Genomic DNA, 19564 nt, shown 5'->3' with positions numbered 1-19564 from the left:
CGCTGCCTGCAAAGATAGCAATGCACCATAATAGTGCAACTTATATTTGCCATATCAGTATCAGTACTTATGCCTGGCCCTTTCAGGCCACGCCGGGGCTATTGGGGCCTGTTCAGTACCGATGCCTGATGCAGGAAAAACTCTGTTGAAGGGGATGATGCAAGGACCTTGCCTGAATTGTCCACATAGCGCACTTCGATAGTATGGGCGCCCCGATTGACTTCGGTAAGCTCAAAGCGGGGGGAAGGATTAGCCGCCACCAGCTCTGTGTCCATATACAGTTCAAAGATACCAGCCCCTGTAGTCTGAGGCTCCATCTGGGCAACAACAGTGATATTGCCCTGATTATCACGCAGGGTTTGTTGTGATTTCGGAAACAGAATAGAGAGCTGATACTGCACTTCGGGTCGATCCGATTTGCTGGCTAGAGCTGTATTGGTTTTGGGAGCGAGGGAATCTGCAGAATTAATCCTGGGCAACGCAACAGGTTCAGCACCGGCCACAGGCTGATCCGTATACATAACGGTGCCGTCTGCTTTCACCACTTTATACAGCGTGTCTGCCTGAACAACCGCTACCAGTAACAAGAATAACCAACAGTATTTCATTGCGCCCCCTTGGCCGGACTCTAAAACCATTCCTGACTCAGTTTACGCCTTTTTTTTGAAAACTGCTCTGGCCCAAAGGTATGTCTGTTGATTCCCATTATCGGACATCGCCGGAAAAACGTTCCCGACATACCGTCCTTTTGAATCAGGCTTCCTGCCTTTATCAAAAGTCCAGCTGCGGCATCCATGCCTCCGCGCCGGCCACTGAAAATGCTGCGCATTTCCCGGGCGTGCCCGGCCCCTGGACATAAAAAAAGCCCGCTTTGCGGGCTTTTTTGTATCAGTTAAGCGATTAGACGCTGTAATACATATCGAATTCTACCGGGTGCGTCGTCATGGCCAGTTTCTCCACTTCACCGCGCTTGAGGCCGATATAGGCATCGATCATATCGTCTGACATCACGCCGCCTTCTTTAAGGAAGTCACGGTCTGCATCCAATGCATCCAGTGCCATTTCCAGAGAAGAAGCAACGGTTGGGATTTCCTTCGCTTCTTCGGCAGGCAGGTCATACAGATCCTTGTCCATGGCATCGCCAGGGTGAATCTTGTTACGAATGCCGTCCAGGCCAGCCATCATCATGGCAGTGAAGGCCAGGTAAGGGTTGGCTGTGGGATCCGGGAAACGCACCTCAATGCGACGCGCTTTGGCACTGCTCACATGAGGAATACGGATTGACGCGCTACGGTTACGGGCCGAATAGGCCAGCATCACAGGTGCTTCAAAGCCGGGTACCAGACGCTTGTATGAGTTGGTAGAGGCGTTGGTAAAGGCATTGATAGCACGGGCGTGTTTGATAATGCCGCCAATGTAGTACAGCGCCTCTTCAGACAAACCGGCGTATTTATCACCGGCAAAGATGTTTTTTCCGTCTTTACTGATGGACTGGTGCACGTGCATACCTGAACCGTTATCCCCTACCAGCGGCTTGGGCATAAAGGTCGCCGTTTTACCGTAGGCATCGGCCACATTATGTACCACATACTTGTAGATTTGGATCTCGTCAGCCTTGAGCACCAGGGTGTTGAAACGACAGGCAATTTCGTTCTGCCCGGCGGTTGCCACTTCGTGGTGGTGGGCTTCGATATGCAGACCCATTTCTTCCATCACCAGACACATGGCGGTACGGATGTCATGGGCTGAGTCAACGGGTGGAACCGGGAAGTAACCCCCTTTGACGCCGGGACGGTGGCCCATGTTGCCGCCTTCAATATCGGCGCCTGAATTCCACTTGGCTTCCATGGAATCAATTTCATAGAATGAACCGGCCATATCAGTATGGAAGCGGATATCATCAAACATAAAGAATTCTGGCTCAGGGCCAATCAGCACGGTATCACCGATACCGGTCGACTTAAGATATTCTTCTGCACGCTTGGCCACAGAGCGCGGATCACGGTCATAACCCTGCATAGTCGTAGGTTCAACGATATCACAACGGATATTCACCTGAGTTTCTTCAGAAAAAGGATCCAGTACTGCGGATTCAGGAACTGGCATCAGGATCATGTCGGATTCATTAATGCCTTTCCAGCCGGAGATGGATGAACCATCGAACATCTTGCCTTCTTCAAAAAATTCTTCGTCAATAAGTGAACAAGGAATAGAAACATGCTGCTCTTTACCTTTAGTATCGGTAAAGCGCAGGTCTACAAATTTCGCTTCGCTCTCTTGGATAAGATCCAGGGCCTTTTGTACTGACATACTGTCCTCCAGGTTAAAATTTCAAGGCTGATTTATACGTGATACGCTCAGTTCTCCTGATGAAGCGATAATCGTGCCAATCACATTGACTTGGCTACAGGCCGCACTTCGCCGGTGCATAATCCGCTAACCACTGACCTCTCAAGAATAAGAGGCACCATTTTAGTGCATCCTTGCACCATTATGGACTATAAATCTGTGGCGGTTGCACCTAAAGGTAGCCGAATTCCAATTTGGTGCAATATGCCAGCCTGCATAAATATTGATGACAGCAAATAATTGTCATCGAAAGGTCATCATTGCCCTGCTATTCTTGGTAAACGCATTTATTGCTTTTGGTCTATGCGATAAAACTGTACAATCCGCCGCCTGAAAAACGGCTTTCGATTAAATTCTGCACATCTGCGCAGCGATCCGCTCTGTCTTTGCCAAGCCACTTACTGAGAAATGCATTATGAGTTCACAACATACCTCACTTGATAAACTGAGGAATATCGCCATTATCGCCCACGTTGACCACGGTAAAACCACCCTGGTAGACAAACTGCTGCAGCAGTCCGGTACCCTGGACAGCCGCAAAGATGCTGATGAACGGGTGATGGACTCAAACGCACTGGAAAAAGAGCGCGGTATCACTATTCTGGCCAAGAACACCGCTATTAACTGGCAGGATTACCGGATAAATATTCTTGATACCCCGGGGCACGCCGATTTTGGTGGCGAAGTGGAACGGGTATTGTCCATGGCTGACTCGGTACTGCTGCTGGTAGATGCCGTTGACGGGCCCATGCCGCAGACCCGCTTTGTGACTCAGAAAGCTTTTGCTCATGGCCTCAATCCTATTCTGGTTATCAACAAGATTGACCGCCCTGGTGCACGCCCTGACTGGGTAATGAATCAGGTCTTTGATCTGTTTGACAACCTTGGCGCCAATGATAAGCAACTGGACTTCCCGGTTGTCTACGCTTCTGCATTGCAGGGCTGGGCCAGTATGGACGAATCCGCCACTGGCGGTGACATGACCCCGCTGTTTGAAGCCATTGTGGAAAAAGTCTCCCCGCCTGATGCCCATCCTGAAGGGACACTGCAGATGCAGATTTCCCAGCTGGATTATTCCAGCTATCTTGGGGTTATTGGTATTGGCCGCCTGAAACGGGGCCAGGTTCAGGTCAACCAGCAGGTGACTATTGTTGGTGCCGATGGCAGCAAGCGTAACGGCAAAATTGGCAAGGTATTCGGTTATCTGGGCCTGGATCGTAATGAGACCCAGAGCGCCTCCGCCGGTGACATCATTGCCATCAGCGGCCTGGGTGAACTGAAGATCTCCGATACGGTTTGTGCCGTAGATGCGGTTGAGGCCCTGCCGGCACTGACCGTTGATGAGCCGACCGTGACCATGACTTTCCAGGTCAATACCTCTCCTTTTGCCGGCCAGGACGGCAAGTTTGTGACCTCAAGACAGATCCTTGAACGTCTGCAAACCGAACTTAAACACAATGTTGCCCTGCGTGTTGAAGAAACCGTCGACCCGGATAAATTCCGTGTTTCCGGCCGTGGTGAGCTGCATCTTGGTGTACTGATTGAGAATATGCGCCGTGAAGGTTATGAACTGGCCGTATCGCGCCCGGAAGTTATTCTCAGGAAAGAAGGCGAGCAACTCATGGAACCCTTTGAGATGCTGACTGTGGATATCGAAGAGGAACACCAGGGTGCCATCATGGAGCAACTGGGCCTGCGTAAAGCAGAAATGCGCGATATGAACCCTGATGGTAAAGGCCGGGTTCGTATAGACTTTTTCGTACCCAGCCGTGGTCTGATCGGCTTCCAGACCGATTTTATGACCCTGACCTCGGGCAGTGGTCTGATCTACCATACGTTTGACAGTTACCAGCCCCATGTTGGTGGTCGTATCGGCCAGCGTAACAATGGTGTGCTGATCTCTAACGGCAAAGGCAAGGCCCTGGCTTATGCCCTGTTCAACCTGCAGGAGCGTGGCCGTTTGTTTACCAGCCATGGTGAAGAAGTCTATGAAGGCCAGGTTATCGGTATTCACAGCCGCTCTAACGACCTGACCGTGAACTGTCTCAAAGGCAAGCAGTTGACTAACGTGCGTGCGGCCGGTACTGATGAAGCACTGACCCTGTCACCGCCAATTAAGATGACGCTGGAACAGGCGCTGGAATTTATCGACGATGACGAACTGGTAGAAGTCACACCTAACCATATTCGTTTACGCAAAAGATTCCTGACTGAAAACGAACGTAAGCGGGCTTCCAGAAGCAGCGATTAACATCGCCGCCCACCGGGGTTGCCGCCAAAGCCGCAGAAGAGTTTCTTCTGCGGCTTTTTTTGTTTTAAAACGCTATTCACCACAGAGTCACAGAGGGCACAGAGAAGCAAAGGAGATTCCACCCTTAATACCTCTGTGTTCTCTGTGCTTCTGTGGTTAATTCAGCCTTTCTCAGGCTAAGGTACCCCCGGATTCCGCTGCGCTGCATCGCGGGCTACAGGACCATGCTTTGTTCGTGGTTTTAGTGTTTTTCGTGGTTAAAAGTTTCTCCTACCAACCACACGAAAAACACGAACAGATATTTATCTCTTCGCGTTCTCTGCGGTAAAAGCTTCTTTTGTGGCTTATCAGGGTAGTTGCTTAAGAATATAATCCAGTGCGCCTATCACCGCTGCTATCTGCGCCTGATTGCACTGCTCGGGCGTAGCGCGGGGGCTGTCAGGATAAACCTCTGTGGTGGTCTTAAATTTTGCCTCACTGAAACCGATACAAAGCCCGTATTGTCTGGTGGGGTAATAGATCAGACCCCGCCGCGCAATAGGTGTGCCAATCAGTTTGCCTTCATGGTCAGCGTCGGCGATATGGGTGACCTTGCTCACCGAATCCAGCACTGCCTGCTGGAAATCCGGCTCCTGCTTATCACTGTCGCCTACCAGATAGAAACCATCCGGAATATTCCAGTTATGGTTGGTTATGCCGTCTCTTGCCGCCAGAGCCGGTCTGAACTCTGCATTATCTGAATCTGTGGTTTCATGTAAATCTATATGAGCAAGAATATCTGTTCTTTGCTGTTGTACCCAGGCCATCAGCAGCGCCGATTCCGGGACCGGACTATAAGGGGTAAAATTCCGGTTTGGATCCAGTACCTCGGGATTCCATCGGTTGATGGTTTCGTAAGCCCAGGGACTGATACAGGGTGCGACCAATAAATTAAGCTTATGGTTATAATCTTTTGCACGCCGGGCCAGAAAGCCCAATGCCCCCTGCACACCACTGGTCTCATAGCCGTGCACACCGCCCGTAACAAGCACGGTAGGCCTGCCTTCCTGCCACTGCGGGCTTTTTACACCATACAAGGGGTAGGAATTATCACCGTAGTCGAGCTGACCATATTGCTCGACTGCAAAGCCTTCCGGCAAACGATCCAGTTGCTCCGCCACTTCTTGTGTATAGCTGCGCCTGATTTGTTGCACTGCCAGCCACTGGGCCTTTTCTTTATCTGTCCAGGGTTTGCCCGGTATTCCTATTGGGTAAGGTGTTGTCATCTTTGCTCGTCGCCAACTGATTTAATAAAATGGAAATCGCACTCCGGTATCCTGGCATCATAACAAAGGTCTGACAGCCATTGCCAAAGAACGACCCGGTATCACGGGTAAAGCCTTTTCCAATACGCATCGGATCTGTAGGATACTACCACTGCCACAAGGAGATACGGTTATGCGCACGTTTTGGTTTGCTGTGAGCGCTTTAGCGCTATTCGGATGTGACGAGCCTGTCAGGGAATCTTCAGAGAACATCCGTCCGATTGCCTGGATGCAGGTACAGCCAGTGCAACTTGAACAAATCCGTCGCTTGTCCGGCACCCTGGCCCCCGTTGAGGCGGCAAGTTTAAGTTTCGAAGTGAATGGTAAGGTCGAATCAGTTTCAGTAAAACTGGGCGAATCGGTCCGCCAGGGGCAAGAACTTGCCCAACTGGATCAGCGCAGTTTCTCACTGAGCCTGCAGTCAGCTCAGGCCTCTCTGGCACAGGCTCAGGCCACCCTCACCGAAGCAGAAAACGAATACAGACGCTATGCCGAACTGGTGGAAGAAGGGGTCGTCTCTCGCTCCGGATTTGACAATGCCAAAGGTGCCTACGAAACAGCCCGCAGCGCTGCGGCGGTCGCTAACGCGCAACTGGATATCGCCCGCAAAAACCTCCAGGACAGCATTCTCACTGCACCTTATGATGGGGTAATCACACGCCGTCTGATTGAGCCTTCTCAGCAAGTCAGTCCGGGACAGACGGTGTTTGAAATTGAGGGAAATCATGGCCTGGAAGCCCGGGTAATGGTGCCCGAAACCATTATTCAGGAACTGCACCGGGATATGCAGGTACCGGTGCATTTTCCCGCCGCCGATAACCTGACCGTACCCGGCATTGTCAGTGAAATAGGCACCCGGGCCGAGGCCGCAAACGCCTTTCCGGTGGTAGTCGTGCTGCAGGAGGCGCCTTCACGGCTACGGGGTGGTATGACGGCAGAAGTGGATTTTACCTTTGAAGCGGCCGGACGCAGCGGGCATCGCGACACCAGCATCAGAGTGCCGGTGGCCGCTGTAGCAGCAGGCACCGGACAAACCGCTCACGTATTCGTGTATGACAGCGAAAAACAGGTGGTAAACAAACGTCAGGTACAGACGGAAAACCTGCTCAATAATGAGGTGTATATTTCATCCGGGCTGGAAGCAGGAGAGATTATCGCGGTGGCGGGTGTGGCCTTTTTGCGTGATGGCCAGCCGGTTACGCTGCTGGATCATCAAGTGAAGCTGTTTAACTGAGGGCCGGATATGAATCTCACCGAGCTGGCCTTTAAATACCGTAAAACCCTGTTTGTGATACTGGCGCTGCTGTTAATCAACGGCGTATACGCCTACTTCACCATGCCCGCCCAGGAAGATCCCAGCATTACCATCCGCGAAGCCATTGTTACCACGGCCTATCCGGGTATGGCGCCGGAGCGGGTGGAGCAGCTGATTACCAAAAAGCTGGAGGAGGAGATCCGCAAAATCCCTGAGGTGAAAAAGCTCACTTCCTCTTCTTCCACGGGGCTTTCCATCATCCATGTGAAAATTTATGACCGTTATTTCAATCTGGATGCAATCTGGCAGGACGTACGCAACAAAGTGCTCGAAGCCCAGCGGCGTCTGCCTGAGGGTACCCGCACACCTATGGTCAATGACGAATTTGGTGATGTCTCGGTGATCACCCTGGCCCTGACCGCCGACGGTTTTGATATGGCAGCCATGCACGAAATGGCCAAGCATATCCGCGACAGCCTTTATGGGGTAGAGGGTACCAAGAAGATCGATCTGCTCGGCCAACAGGAGCAACGTATCTATCTGCAAGCTTCCAATGCCCGCCTGGCACAGCTGGGTATCTCACCCCAGTCACTGATCGGCGAGTTGCAGAATCAGAATATTATCAGCCCCGGTGGGCAGGTAGATACTGGCACCCGCAGCTTTATTATCGAGCCCTCAGGCAACTTTAACAGCCTCAGTGAAATCGCCGATACACATATCACCATTCCCGGCAGCGGTGAATTTATCGCCCTTAAAGATGTGGTGGAAATCCGGCGGGGGTTGCAGGATCCCCCTGAAAAACCGGCTTACTTCAACGGCGAGCCTGCGATTTTTTTCGCCATCGCCATGCTACCCGGATACAACATTCTCGAATATGCGCCGCGGATGACAAACAAAATCAGGGAAATTGAGTCCAGCCTCCCTATCGGTTACCAGTTAGATATCGCCACCTATCAGGCAGAACAGGTGGAAAAGACCGTGAATAATGTCTCCATCAGCGTGCTGCAGACGCTGGCCATAGTGCTGGTTGTAGTGGTGTTGTTTCTCGGTGTGCGCACCGGGCTGATCGTGGGCACCATAGTGCCTATGGTGATGCTCGCCAGCCTCACCATCATGCAGTTTATGGATATTAAACTGGAGAGAATGAGTCTGGCCACGCTGATTATCGCGCTGGGCTTACTGGTAGACAATGGTATTGTGCTGGCGGAAGACTTCAAACGACGGCTGGAGCAGGGTGAAGAGCGATTTAAAGCCATGTGTTTAAGTGGCAGAGAACTGGCGCTGCCACTGCTGAGTTCATCGGCTACCACGGTATTGTTTTTCCTGCCGCTGATGCTGGCCGATCATGTTGCAGGTGAATACACCCGCTCCATTTCACTGGTGATCCTGATCACTCTGCTTACCAGCTGGGTGCTGGCGCTGTGTATCACGCCGGTACTTTGTTATTTCTTTATCCGTGTTAAAACCAGAGGCGACAGTGATAAACCCATACGGCACTGGGCGCTGCATGATAAGTATGCGCAGTTTCTCACCTGGGTACTGGCACACAAGGCCCTGTTTATGGGGGCCCTGGTTCTGGTATTTGTAGTTTGTGTGATGGGGATCAGGCAGCTACCCAAGCAGTTCTTTCCCAACTCGGATCGTACTCAGGTTCTGATCAATATCGATTTACCCAGCGGCACCTCGGCACGGGCAACCAACCGCCAGATGCAGGAAGTGTTTGCCTGGCTGGATCAGGACAGGTTCAATGATGTGATTGAATCCTATTCCGGTTATGTGGGCTTTAGCGGCCCCAGATTTGTGCTGTCACTCAACCCCGAGGATCCTGCCGAGAATAAGGGTTTCATTGTGCTGAATACTCACCCCGGGCAGAATCTTAACGCGCTGACGCTGAAGCTGAATAATGAACTGGAACGACAGTTTCCCAACCTGGTGGCGCGGGTGAAAAAGATGTTTCTTGGCCCCTCTGATTCCAGCACCATTAAGATCCAGGTTAAAGGTCCGGACAAAGAAGTGATTTATAACAAGGCACAGCAGGTTATGGCCTTGTTACAGCAAATTCCCGACACCCTGGATATTCGCAGTGACTGGGAAAACCGTATCACCAAAGTAGAAGTGCGGGTTGATCAGCACCGTGCCCGCCGTGCAGGGGTCACCTCACAGGACATTGCCAACGCCCTGCAAGGGTATTTTTCAGGACTCACCATCACCGAGTTCCGGGAGCAGGATGAGATCATTCCTATTATGCTCAGGGCTGAGGATGCAGAGCGCTCCAACCTCGATCGCCTGCGCACGCGAAATGTATATTCCCACAGCACCGGGCGTGCTGTGCCGCTGTTTCAGGTGGCCGAATTCGCACCGGTAAATCAGTACGCCATTATCCACCGCGAGGATATGTTCAGAACCGTAAGTGTGGAAGCGCGTAATATCAAACTGTCAGCGGAGGATCTGCAGCGGCAGATCGACGCCGATATCCAGGCTCTTGCTGCCGACCTGCCGGTGAACCACAGTATCGAGTATGATGGCGCCATTACGGAGTCTGCAGCAGCTCAGCGGGCGCTGAGTGCCAGTATGCCCATGGTGCTGGGCCTGATTCTGGTTCTGTTGATAGCCCAGTTTAATGCTTACCGGCCTGCACTGGTGATAGTGCTCACCATCCCTCTGTCTTTTATTGGCGCGGTAATTGGCTTGTTCGTAATGCAGGCGCCTTTCGGCTTTATGGTATCGCTGGGGCTGTACAGCCTGGCCGGTATAATCATCAACAATGCCATTGTGCTGATTGATCGCATCAATCTTGAAAAGCAGGAAGGCAAGTCCGACTACCAGGCGGTAATCGATGCCTGCCTGATGCGGGTCCGGCCTATCGCCATGACCACCATCACGACCATTATGGGGCTGATGCCACTGATTATCGGCAAAGACCCGCTGTTTTATGGCATGGCCAGCGCCATCGCTTTTGGGCTGGGCATCGGCACACTAATGACCTTAGGTGTAGTGCCGGTACTCTATACCGTATTTTATCGGATTAAACGCGATTGAGAACCTTTATTCTTATCTGGGACTATGGTATCGGCTCAGGCCTGAGCCTGGCTTACGCAATACCACCTGAAACAATTGCAGATTACGGCTTCTGAAGGCACCGGCACAGCACTGCAGATAATAGGTCCACATGCGGTAAAAGCGCTCATTATACTGATGTTTCAATTGTGGCCAGGCGGCTCTGAAGTTGTCCAGCCAGCCCATCAGGGTGTGGTCATAGTCCGGGCCAAAATTATGCACATCTTCCACCACGAAATAGGGCTCGCAGGCCTTACTGATCTGGGCCAGTGACGGAATAGCCCCGTTAGGGAAAATATACTTATGGATCCAGGGATCAGTGCCCAGCCGGGATTCCATCTTACCGATGGTGTGCAGCACAAATATGCCCTCGTCCTCCATTAATTCTCTGGCTTTTTGAAAGTAGGTGTCATAGTTTTTCTGCCCCACGTGTTCAAACATGCCGATAGAAACGAGTTTATCGAACTGCCCCTGCAGGCTACGATAGTCCTGCAAGCGGATATCTACAGGCAGACCTTCACAGCGGTCTGTAGCCAGTTTTTGCTGCTCTTTGGAGATCGTCACACCTGTGACACTGGCCTGATATTGGCGGGCGGCAAATTCGGCAAAGCTGCCCCATCCACAGCCGATATCCAGTACCCTGTCACCGGGTTGCAGATCCATCTTACGGCATACCAGATCCAGTTTTTGTCGTTGGGCCTGATGCAGATCCTGAGCCTGATGCCAGTACCCGCAGGAATAACACATAGTCGGGTCAAGCATTGCCTGATACAGATCATTACCTACATCGTAATGCTGCTCCCCCACCTGAAAGGCGCGACTGACAGATTGCAGATTGACCAGCCGGGCCATCATCCAGTGCTTGACTGCCACCCATTTGCCGGTGATCTCCTTCTCCAGATGCCGGCTCATCAGCCGGGTGAAGAATTCATCCAGCCTGGCACAATCCCACCAGCCATCCATATAGCTTTCACCGGCACCCAGGGAGCCTTCCTGTAGCACCCGGCGGTAAAAACGGTGATCATGAATTTGTGGATCCCAGGGGTTGGAACCATTGACGGTAATACCAGTGGAACTGAGCAGGTGTTCCAGCCATGATGGTACTTCCTTTGCTGTACCGTGCGGTACGCTGCTGTACTTGTCGAGCTTGTTATCTGTTCCTGCTGTCTCTTCTGACATGACCCTCTCCATTAATGAAGTACTGCATGAAAGTGTGATACGGCTGCGGACTATATTGACTAGGGCCTGCTGATCTTTGCTGTATGCTTTTGCAGCGAGTTGTGCGGTATTTATACAATGAAGCACGATTGTAGTGTAGTTGTTCTACATGAATGAGTGCTAAAGCAGTAGAAATGCCGCACAAACGCTGTCCTTCGGATTCGTCTTAAACGCTTTTTACTCTTTGTTGCAGCATTTCGACTTAATCCATTAGGCCTTCAACGCTGCGCCTCGATTAAAAAGCGTTTAATTAGAACAAAATTCATACAGAAAAGATCAACAGGCCCTAGAAATTATGCTAAGTGACTGACACAAAGAAAGCAACTAGAGCGCCATATAGTTTAAAAAACGAACAGCAGAGCTGCCTGAAAGAGTCTCAATCAAGGCGTGGTTGCGCAGGAATAGTGGTGCTCTTTTAAGCAACCAGAACGCAGAGTGAGGCTTTTTCAGGCGCTCCCGAAGGGCGAGGCCCAAAAAACGCGCATCCGGCGGCAAATTTTCTTGATTTAGGCCCACTAAACCTTCAAAAATTTGCCTTGCCTGCGCGCTTTTTGAACTCTCGCTGGTGTTGTTTATTTAAACTATATGGCGCTCTAGGGCATCAGGGAAAGTGGCTCCTCCTGCAAAGCGGAGAGCTGTTCTTTCAGGGACAGGATCTGCTGCTCCCAGTACTTCGGTGTGCTGAACCAGGGAAAGGCTCGCGGAAAAGCGGGATCTTCCCAGCGCAGGCTTAACCAGGCCATATAATGGATCATGCGCATGGCCCGAAGGGGCTCGATCAATACCAGTTGCCGATGGTCAAAATCACAAAATTCCTCATAAGCACAAATCAGGGTATCAATCTGTAACAGACGCTGGGGGCGGTCTCCACAGAGCATCATCCATAGATCCTGAATCGGTGGCCCCATGCGGCAATCATCCAGATCCACAAAAGTGGGGCCGTCACGCCAGAGAATATTACCGGGGTGGCAGTCACCGTGCAGGCGTATGGGCGTAAATGTGCCTTGTTGATATTGCCCGGCGGTTTGTACTATGACCTGATCCATGACCGTAAACAGTGGCAGTCTTAGCTCCTCGGGCACCAATGTTGTTTGGTCCAGCACCTTACGGGGCTGGTACAAAAACGCTTCGACGCTGACACCAGGGCGGTGCGCAAAAGAGCGGGTGGCGGCCACGGCATGGATACGACCGATAAAACGCCCCATCCACTCCAGTTGATCCAGATTATCCACCTCAAACTGACGGCCGCCCACAGAAGGAAATAACGCAAAGGCGTAGCCCTGATACTGATGCAGAGTGCTTCCACCCAGCACGAGGGGGGCCACTACCGGAATTTCCTGCTCCTGCAGTTCCAGGGCAAAATCATGTTCTTCCTGTATTTGCTCAGTGCTCCAGCGGGCAGGGCGGTAAAACTTAACCACCATGCGCTGCTTGTGTTCATCGGCGAACTGGTACACCCGGTTTTCATAACTGTTAAGAGCAAGCAGGCCAGAGTCCACTAAAATGCCGGTACTTTCAATGGCATCCAGAATCAGATCGGGTGTCAGGCTGGCATAACTGAAATCTGCCATCAGCGGTACAAAAACCGTGTCTTGGTGCGCACTTCTACCGGCTGTCCTTGTTTATCTACACCCTGAACAACAATAACAATATCCTGCATGGTGTCTTCTAAATTATAGGGATCAACCGCCACACTCACCGGCTCCACATAAACCTCACCGCCTCTGACCTCAACCTCGCTGTTACCGATCAGCCGGTGCTCTTCAAGGCCTTCCACGGAAATGCTGTAGCGTTGCAGTTGCTGCGATTTGTTGAGTATTTTCAGTGTGTAAACATTCTCCACCAGACCGTCAGTCGTCTCACGGTAAAGCTGGTTGCGATCCCGGATGATATCCACCTGCAAGGGTACCCTTGTCATAATTTCAAACACCAGAAAGCCCAGCATAACGACCAATACCACGGCGTAACCCACCAGCTTTGGCCTGACAATATGAGTCTTACCACCCTTAAGGCGGGTTTCTGTGGTATAGCTAATCAGCCCCGGTGGATAGCCCATTTTGTCCATCACGCCATTACAGGCATCTACACAGGCGCCGCAGTTAATGCACTCATATTGCAGACCATTGCGGATATCTATGCCGGTAGGGCAGACCTGCACGCATAAATGGCAATCGATACAATCCCCAGCCCTTTAGCCGCCAATTCTTGCCTGTCAGTCTTTCTGGAACGGGGGCCACGCTGCTCACCTCTCTGATTGTCATAGGCAACGGTAAAGGTATCTTTGTCGAACATCACCGACTGGAATCGGGCGTAAGGGCAGATATGAGTGCACATGATCTCCCGCATCCAGCCGGCATTACCATAAGTACAGAAGGTAAAAAACCATATGAAGAACGCCGCCCAGAAGCCGGTTTCGAAAAGAGCAAAGTCCACAAACAGCTCATCTATGGGTGTAAAATAACCGACAAAGGTCAGGGAAGTGAGCAGGGCAATGATCAGCCAGCAAAGATGTTTAAGACTCTTACGCCAGAACTTGTCGAAGTCCATAGGGCGCTGATCCAGCTTCATGCGTTGGTGGCGACCGCCTTCAATTTTCTCTTCCAGCCACACAAACATATAAGTCCAGGTGGTTTGTGGGCACATAAAACCACACCAGACCCGCCCGGCGAAAGTCGTCACAAAAAACAACGCAAAGGCAGCAATAATAAAGATCCAGGCCAGCAGAGTGAGATCCTGTGGCCACAGGGTCAACGAGAAAAAGCTGAATCGTTGTTCGGCGATATCCAGCAAAATAGCCTGTTCGCCGTTGTAACTAATCCACGGCAGCAACGCGAACAGCGCCAGAAAAATAAAGCCGAAATAACGCCGAAAAGTTTCCAGCGGCCCCTGCACTGCACGCACATAAATGCGTTTTCTGGAAGGATCCTGCTGTTCATGGCGGCCTTTGTCAGGCTGATGAATCTTCACCTGAGTAACATCTTTCACAGGGATCTGATTATTCATAAGGATCTCTTTGCTATACCCATCGCATTACTTTTAGTATGCGGCGTTAGCCGCATCTGACTGTATATTTCACGAAAAGCACTGACCAGTGTGGCGGCAGTATACCATCAGCCCACTTGCTTTGCTTTGTTCTGCATCAAAACTCGCGCTATCCTTCCGTTGAGAACTGTTTAAATATTGACCAGTAAACTTTGTTATCTAATTGCATAAGTAACAGTCATAGGCAGCTCCGATATGCTCGGGTATAATCCACACAGGTTTTAAAAATGGTCTGAGAGATGAAACGCACTGTTGTACTGTTACTGGAAATTGCCTCGCTGCTGGTAATACTGCGCTCTTCTTTTGCTCAGTATCTGCTGACAGATATGCAACATTCCCTGTCTGGCTGGATCGCCCATGTGGCAGAAATGGGTGAGCGTAAAGTATTGTCTGATTTACAGAAGCGGATCAGCCCTTACATTGCCAACCTGAACGAGTATCAGCATGACTATATAATGGATATCACTTCAAGCCGTGGCAAGATTGAGCACTTTCAACGTTACTATTGCCAGACAGATGACAAGAATCCCTATGTGTATGGAAACACCCGCATTTACTTATGCTCAGAAATACGCAAAGTAGAATTCTGAGTCAGGATTACTGCATACCCTTGACAAAAAAGCAGCACACTCTGTCGATCAGTTCTTTTCCCTGTTCTTTTTTCAGCACAGGTTTCCACTGCGCCACCTGATCCCAGTAAGCCCCTTCCCTGATTGCACCATAAAACAGAGTGGCAGCCAGTTGCGGTTTCATAGTGCCCAACGCACCTGCTTCCGAAGCCTGCGTAAACCATTGATACAACTGCTTTTCACAATCACTGAACTTCTGGTTCAGAACTTTGGCCGCCTGCTCACTGCGCATAGACTCAATAATGATAATCCGTGACAGACGCAAATAGTCTTCATCGCACACCAACTGAAGGGTTTTTTCTCCGATATTTCTTAACTGCTCAAGCAAGGGCTTTTGCGGGCTGTAAGTAATATTTTTGAGCGGTTCAATACGCTGCAACAACAGCGTGACCACAGCATCAAGCAAATCCTCCTTGCACGAATAGTGTTTGTACAATGTACGCTTGGACACGCCGGCCTGATTCGCAATTGACTCCATGGTGGTGGCCATCATGCCTTTTTCACCAAACTCCCTGATCGCCGCACAGAGAATATCCTGGTGCTTATCGTCACTGCGTCCCACAACCTCTCCTCAGAGAATATCTGTTCTTAACTCTGCGACAACTTTAGTGGTAAGTATACGGTATCGTCTACCCATGCCAAGGGACATCTTCGCGCTTTACACTAAAAAGGACACTCCAGTTTACTCATACCCATATAGACAGACTTCAGCTGGGTATATTGTTTCAGAGTTTCCATGCCGTTTTCTCTGCCAATACCGGACAGCTTATACCCACCAACCGGCATTTCAGCAGGCGAGGCACCGTAGCTGTTGACCCAACAGATCCCAGCCTGAAGCTGGTGAATGACTCTGTGAGCCCGACGCAAGTCCTGAGTCATAACACCGGCGGCCAGACCATAAGGGGTATCATTGGCTCGGTCAATCACCTCCTGTTCATCGCTGAAACGCAGCACCGACATCACCGGCCCGAAAATTTCCTCCCTGACAATGGTCATATCATCGCTGCAATCGGTAAATATGGTGGGCTCCACAAAAAAGCCGCCCGCAGACGAATCAGGCTGAATGGCCCGCCCGCCATAGGCCAGTGTCGCGCCCTGTTGTTTACCCTTTTCGATGTAATCCAGCACCAGCTGCTGATGCTTAGCGGAGATCAGCGCACCGAGATTAGTGTCAGGATCCAGCGGATCGCCGGCAACAATATTCTCGCGGGTGCGTCTTAACAGTTGTTGCATAAAACTGTCGTAGACGACGTCATGGACGAAAACCCGGGTGCAGTTGGTGCACACCTCACCCTGAGTATAGAAATTTCCTAACATGGCGGCAGATACAGCTTCCTCAATATCGGCATCTTCGAACACAATCAACGGCGACTTGCCGCCCAGCTCCATGGTGACTTCTTTGAGGCTCGCCGCGGCTGCAGCCATCACCTTCTTACCTGTCCCCACCTCGCCGGTAAAAGACACCTTGGCAATGGCTTCGTGCGCTGTCAGCCAGGCGCCGACTCTGCCATCGCCATGCACTACATTAAACACGCCATCAGGCACCCCGGCCTGAGTAAAAATTTGCGCCAGTTGCATAGCCCCCATCGGCGTTTCCTCTGAAGGCTTGAAAATCATGCTGTTACCACAGGCCAGAGCCGGGGCGGCTTTCCAGCAGGCAATCTGTATGGGATAATTCCAGGCGCCAATACCCGCACAAATACCGAGGGGCTCGCGACGGGTGTAATAAAAATCACCGCCCAGATCCTGCTGATTCCCCTCAATGCTGGCAGTCAGGCCGGCAAAAAACTCAATCGCATCGGCTCCGGTGACCACATCCACCACACTCGCCTCCTGAATAGGTTTGCCGGTATCGATCACTTCCAGTCTGGCCAGTTCATCATTTTTTTCGCGCAGCAGTGCCACCGCTTTGTAAAGTATCCGGCTGCGCTCCACCGGCATCATCGCCGACCACTGGGCAAAACCCTTGCGTGCACTTTCGATGGCGGCCTGCTGTACAGTTTCATCGGCCACCTGAACCTCATAAGCGACCTGCCCGGTGGCCGGATTGATGACCTCAAAACTTTCACCGCTGGTGTTATCAATAAACTCACCGTGAATATAATTCCTGTAGCACTGTGTCATAAACCCCTCCCGATCTTTGTGTCAGCTTAAAGCATAGCCAATACCAATCAGATTCAATAACGGATTGGTTAAGAGCGGACAGGAAACCGCCGTCAGTGCATTTTTAATCCCGTTCAGGCCTATCATTTTTATACCATGCAATTATAATGGCCGCCGATTATGGTGCTTTTGGTGATAACCAAAAGTTAAACGGGAAGTTCGCAAGACGCTGCCCCCGCAACGGTAAGCAAGAGACTGCAGCACGGTGCCACTGTCATATAATGATGGGAAGGCGCTGCAACAACTTATCTGTACTAACAGATAAGCCTTGCCAGCCCGGATACCGGCCTGATCAGGTTGCCGAGAAATACTTTTCGGTATGAAGAAAACGCGCTCGGGCGGAGTGCCAATCCGGATTTATTATTATGACCCATTCCTATTCCAAGGCCGCAGCGGCCGTGGCGGTTGTGCTGTTTGCCAGCCACCAGACTCAAGCACAACAAATCGAAACTATCAGCGTTATTGGTGCCAGGTTGCCAGTGCAACAAGCTCAGCTAAGTGCGGCGCTGACGAAAATAGACCGCGCCCATATTGAAGCATCAGGAGCCATCAGCGTCACCGAACTGCTGCGTGGTCAGGCTGGTATCAGTCTCAGTCAGTCCGGCGCCAGAGGGGCCGTTACCCAGGTAAGGATGCGTGGCAGCGAAGCCAACCATGTACTGGTAATGGTAGATGGCGTTGAGATCAACGATCTCAGCGATGGCGGCGTGGATTTTGCCCATCTGCACCTGGATAACATCACCAGCATCGAGATTTTGCGCGGCCCACAAAGTGCACTGTGGGGCAACGGCGCTGTAGGAGGAGTGATCAGCATCACCACCCTGCAGGCACAGGAACCGCTCTCCGGACAGCTGAAACTGGAAGCCGGAGACGCCAGCAGCTCCAATCTGGCTGCCAGTATCAGCGGCAAACAGGGCGAGTTTAACTATGCGCTGAATGCCAGTGACTACAACAGTGACGGACAAAATGTGTCCCGTCAGGGCAATGAAAAAGACGGCTATGAGAACAGGCAGTTCAGCACGGGGCTGGGCTGGCAAATCACCCCTGCTTCGAAGGTTAATCTTAGTGTGCGTCATGTCAGCGCCAGCAGTGACTACGATGAAACAGACTATGCGGTTACCGGCCTGCCGCAGGATACCGATCACTATACGGAAATCGAACAATATCAGGGCAAACTAAACTGGCTGTTCGCCCCCGAAGGCACAGAATGGCAACAGGATTTAGGGCTGGAACTGAATCATAATGACAACCAGAACTTTGCCAATGGCGCCTACACTAACGCCAATCAAAGTGAAAAACTGCGCCTTTACTGGCAGGGTAGCTATCAATATCAGCAGAACAGCCATCTGAGTCTGTTGACAGAAAGGGTTGAGGAAGACTTTGACCAGCAGGACCCCAGCGGTTTTTCTGACCAGGCACGTACCAACGATGCTAACAGCATAGGTATTGACTGGCTGCATCAGCTCAGCGGGCAATGGTCGGTGTCTGCCAGTATGCGCCATGACAACAACAATTTTTTTGAGAATGCAGAAAGTTATCAGGCCGGACTCAGCTTTTATCCGGGCCAGGGCCATAAGCTCTATATCAGTGCCGGCAAGGCCATAAAGAACCCGACCTTTATCGAATTGTTCGGCTTTTTCCCCGGCAGTTTCATTGGCAACCCGGATCTTCAGGCAGAACACTCCGTAAGCATGGAAATTGGCGGGGAGTTACAACTGTCGCAACAATGGCAGCTCAGCGGGGCTTTATATAAAGCCCGCCTCAAGGACGAAATCGCCAGCAGTGCTGATTTTACCAGTTCCATTAATCTTAAGGACACCAGCGAACGCAAAGGTGCCGAACTGGAGATAAGAGGCCAATGGCATCAGCTTAAACTGACCGGGGCCTATAGTTACCTCGACTCACAACAGCCCGATTTTAGTGGCGAACTGCAGCCTGAACTGCGCCGCGCAAATCACTCCGGGTTCATTTCGGCAGATTACAGCTTTCCCCGTCTACCCCTTGAGCTTTTTATCAGGGCCAGTTATCAGGGCACCCAGCTGGATACCAATTTTCTCACCTTCAGTACGGTCAAGTTGCCTGCCTATACGCTGGTGGATCTGGCGCTAAGCTACCGCCTGGATGAGCAATGGAAGTTGCGGCTTAGAGCAGAAAACCTGTTTGATAAAGAGCATGAGGATGTACTGGGTTTTGTGGGTCAGCAACGACAATTCTGGTTGTCTGCCCGCTATCAGTTTTAGACCGGCGCAATGCCGGTTACCTGAACCCTGACTGACTAAAAATGCATAAGGTCGCA

12 protein-coding genes, 1 pseudogene and 1 riboswitch are annotated in these 19564 nt (G+C 51.3%); of the genes and pseudogenes, 5 read left to right on the top strand and 8 right to left on the bottom strand.

What is annotated here, in order from left to right; genetic code table 11:
* Positions 1-98 precede the first annotated feature (98 nt).
* Positions 99-608, bottom strand: a complete 510-nt coding sequence (locus AT746_RS00855; RefSeq protein ID WP_062475107.1) for a DUF4124 domain-containing protein — start codon at positions 606-608, stop codon at positions 99-101.
* Positions 609-900: 292 nt separating this feature from the next.
* A complete protein-coding gene (gene glnA / locus AT746_RS00850) occupies positions 901-2310 on the bottom strand; it encodes a glutamate--ammonia ligase (RefSeq protein WP_062475103.1) in 1410 nt (469 codons plus the stop codon).
* Between the two features lie 454 nt (positions 2311-2764).
* Between glnA and typA the strand changes: the two genes are divergently transcribed.
* Complete coding sequence (gene typA, locus AT746_RS00845) at positions 2765-4600, top strand: translational GTPase TypA (protein WP_062475100.1); 1836 nt, start codon at positions 2765-2767, stop codon at positions 4598-4600.
* 347 nt (positions 4601-4947) lie between these two features.
* Here typA and AT746_RS00840 read toward each other — a convergent pair whose 3' ends face one another.
* Positions 4948-5865: a M14 family metallopeptidase gene (locus tag AT746_RS00840; RefSeq protein ID WP_062475097.1), complete on the bottom strand. Its 918-nt coding sequence runs from the start codon at positions 5863-5865 to the stop codon at positions 4948-4950.
* 172 nt (positions 5866-6037) lie between these two features.
* On the opposite strand from AT746_RS00840, the gene AT746_RS00835 reads away from it, so the two are divergent.
* Positions 6038-7138, top strand: coding sequence for an efflux RND transporter periplasmic adaptor subunit (locus AT746_RS00835; RefSeq protein WP_062475094.1), 1101 nt, complete (start codon positions 6038-6040; stop codon positions 7136-7138).
* A 9-nt stretch (positions 7139-7147) separates the two neighbouring features.
* On the top strand, positions 7148-10198 hold the full coding sequence (locus AT746_RS00830) for an efflux RND transporter permease subunit (protein WP_062475091.1): 3051 nt from the start codon (positions 7148-7150) through the stop codon (positions 10196-10198).
* A 12-nt stretch (positions 10199-10210) separates the two neighbouring features.
* Here AT746_RS00830 and cfa read toward each other — a convergent pair whose 3' ends face one another.
* From cfa to ccoG, 3 genes and pseudogenes are all read right to left on the bottom strand, one after another.
* A complete protein-coding gene (cfa, locus tag AT746_RS00825; RefSeq protein WP_062475088.1) occupies positions 10211-11395 on the bottom strand; it encodes a cyclopropane fatty acyl phospholipid synthase in 1185 nt (394 codons plus the stop codon).
* Positions 11396-12027: 632 nt separating this feature from the next.
* Entirely contained in the window at positions 12028-13005 is a 978-nt protein-coding gene (locus AT746_RS00820; protein WP_062475085.1) for a serine/threonine protein kinase, read from the bottom strand.
* A pseudogene (gene ccoG / locus AT746_RS00815) lies at positions 13005-14437 on the bottom strand (cytochrome c oxidase accessory protein CcoG). Before ccoG ends, AT746_RS00820 begins: the two are co-directional and overlap by 1 nt.
* A gap of 278 nt (positions 14438-14715) precedes the next feature.
* Here ccoG and AT746_RS00810 point away from each other — a divergent pair.
* On the top strand, positions 14716-15066 hold the full coding sequence (locus tag AT746_RS00810) for a hypothetical protein (RefSeq protein WP_062475082.1): 351 nt from the start codon (positions 14716-14718) through the stop codon (positions 15064-15066).
* A gap of 7 nt (positions 15067-15073) precedes the next feature.
* On the opposite strand, the gene AT746_RS00805 is transcribed toward AT746_RS00810, so the two are convergent.
* Together AT746_RS00805 and betB are read right to left on the bottom strand one after the other, a co-directional pair.
* On the bottom strand, positions 15074-15667 hold the full coding sequence (locus AT746_RS00805) for a TetR/AcrR family transcriptional regulator (protein WP_062475079.1): 594 nt from the start codon (positions 15665-15667) through the stop codon (positions 15074-15076).
* Positions 15668-15768: 101 nt separating this feature from the next.
* Positions 15769-17229: a betaine-aldehyde dehydrogenase gene (gene betB, locus AT746_RS00800; protein ID WP_062475076.1), complete on the bottom strand. Its 1461-nt coding sequence runs from the start codon at positions 17227-17229 to the stop codon at positions 15769-15771.
* Positions 17230-17372: 143 nt separating this feature from the next.
* Positions 17373-17575, top strand: a riboswitch (cobalamin riboswitch).
* 58 nt (positions 17576-17633) lie between these two features.
* Here betB and AT746_RS00795 point away from each other — a divergent pair.
* Entirely contained in the window at positions 17634-19508 is a 1875-nt protein-coding gene (locus AT746_RS00795) for a TonB-dependent receptor plug domain-containing protein (RefSeq protein ID WP_062475074.1), read from the top strand.
* Positions 19509-19564 lie beyond the last annotated feature (56 nt).

Source organism: Lacimicrobium alkaliphilum, assembly GCF_001466725.1.
Classification (GTDB): Bacteria; Pseudomonadota; Gammaproteobacteria; order Enterobacterales; family Alteromonadaceae; genus Lacimicrobium; species Lacimicrobium alkaliphilum_B.
The sequence above is the reverse complement of the archived record's forward strand: the minus strand, read 5'-3'. Positions and strand labels throughout refer to the sequence as shown.

What these genes read in the sequence shown, in the direction of transcription:
- betB (WP_062475076.1), bottom strand. Translation starts at nt 17,229, where the DNA reads ATGACACAGTGCTACAGGAATTATATTCACGGTGAGTTTATTGATAAC.
- AT746_RS00820 (WP_062475085.1), bottom strand. Translation starts at nt 13,005, where the DNA reads ATGGCAGATTTCAGTTATGCCAGCCTGACACCCGATCTGATTCTGGAT.
- cfa (WP_062475088.1), bottom strand. Translation starts at nt 11,395, where the DNA reads ATGTCAGAAGAGACAGCAGGAACAGATAACAAGCTCGACAAGTACAGC.
- typA (WP_062475100.1), top strand. Translation starts at nt 2,765, where the DNA reads ATGAGTTCACAACATACCTCACTTGATAAACTGAGGAATATCGCCATT.
- AT746_RS00835 (WP_062475094.1), top strand. Translation starts at nt 6,038, where the DNA reads ATGCGCACGTTTTGGTTTGCTGTGAGCGCTTTAGCGCTATTCGGATGT.
- AT746_RS00855 (WP_062475107.1), bottom strand. Translation starts at nt 608, where the DNA reads ATGAAATACTGTTGGTTATTCTTGTTACTGGTAGCGGTTGTTCAGGCA.
- AT746_RS00840 (WP_062475097.1), bottom strand. Translation starts at nt 5,865, where the DNA reads ATGACAACACCTTACCCAATAGGAATACCGGGCAAACCCTGGACAGAT.
- AT746_RS00830 (WP_062475091.1), top strand. Translation starts at nt 7,148, where the DNA reads ATGAATCTCACCGAGCTGGCCTTTAAATACCGTAAAACCCTGTTTGTG.
- AT746_RS00810 (WP_062475082.1), top strand. Translation starts at nt 14,716, where the DNA reads ATGAAACGCACTGTTGTACTGTTACTGGAAATTGCCTCGCTGCTGGTA.
- AT746_RS00795 (WP_062475074.1), top strand. Translation starts at nt 17,634, where the DNA reads ATGACCCATTCCTATTCCAAGGCCGCAGCGGCCGTGGCGGTTGTGCTG.
- glnA (WP_062475103.1), bottom strand. Translation starts at nt 2,310, where the DNA reads ATGTCAGTACAAAAGGCCCTGGATCTTATCCAAGAGAGCGAAGCGAAA.